Below are 968 nucleotides of genomic sequence, written 5' to 3'. Positions count from 1 at the left end.
GAGCAGGTGTTCGATGGCGAGCTGGTTGAGGCGGACAAACGCGAAGGAGCGCTCGGCAGCCTTGTTGGCGTCGAAGTCCTCGAATGCGGCGGCGTCCGCGAGCAGGTCGGCGGTGCTTTCGCCGGCTGCCAGGGTGGTTTCGCCGAGCTCGAAGACGCCGGAGGCAGCCAGGGCTTCCTGGACCTGCGGGTCTGCGCGGAAGGCCAGGGCGCGTTCCTTCAGCAGCTGGTACATGGCCATGTTGGCCTTGGCGGATTCCCAGACTCCGTCGTAGCCGTCGGTGCGGGAGGGCTTGTAGTCGAAGTGGCGGGGACCTTCATAGCGGGGGCCGCCGTTGGGGAAGCCGTTTTCGAGCAGGTCCACGGTGAAGAAGGCGCTGGTGAGGTCACCGTGGCCGAAGACGAGGTCCTGGTCGTACTTGATGCCGCGCTGGCCGTTGAGGTCGATGTGGAAGAGCTTGCCTGCCCACAGGGCCTGGGCGATGCCATGGGTGAAGTTCAGCCCTGCCATCTGCTCGTGACCTGTTTCGGGGTTCAGGCCCACGATGTCCCCGTGTTCGAGCTGGGCGATGAAGGCCAGGCCGTGGCCAACGGTGGGCAGGAAGATGTCACCGCGCGGTTCGTTGGGCTTGGGCTCCAGGGCGATGCGCAGGTTGTAGCCCTTTTCCTTGATGTAGCCGGCGGCGGTGTCCACGCCTTCCTTCATCCGGTCCAGGGCAGCCGAGAGGTCCTTGGAGCCGTCGTATTCGCTGCCCTCGCGTCCGCCCCACATGACGAACGTTTCGGCGCCGAACTCCGCGGCGAGGTCGATGTTGCGCAGGACCTTGCTGAGCGCGAACCGGCGGATGGAGCGGTCATTGGAGGTGAAGCCGCCGTCCTTGAATACGGGGTGGCTGAAGAGGTTGGTGGTCACCATGGGAACCTTCAACCCGGTCTCGGCCAGTGCTGCCTTGAAGTTCTTCAGGATCA

1 protein-coding gene is annotated in these 968 nt (G+C 64.9%); it reads right to left on the bottom strand.

Translation table 11 applies throughout. The annotated features are described in order from the left end of the window. Nucleotides 1–968 (bottom strand): xylose isomerase (gene xylA / locus FDW81_RS17945; protein WP_138135556.1); only part of this gene is annotated, 968 nt, incomplete at both ends.

It is taken from the genome of Pseudarthrobacter sp. NamB4, from assembly GCF_005796185.1.
In the GTDB taxonomy this organism is placed as follows: Bacteria; Actinomycetota; Actinomycetes; order Actinomycetales; family Micrococcaceae; genus Arthrobacter.
Note: the sequence above shows the minus strand (reverse complement) of the source record. Positions and strands in the feature narration are given on the sequence as shown.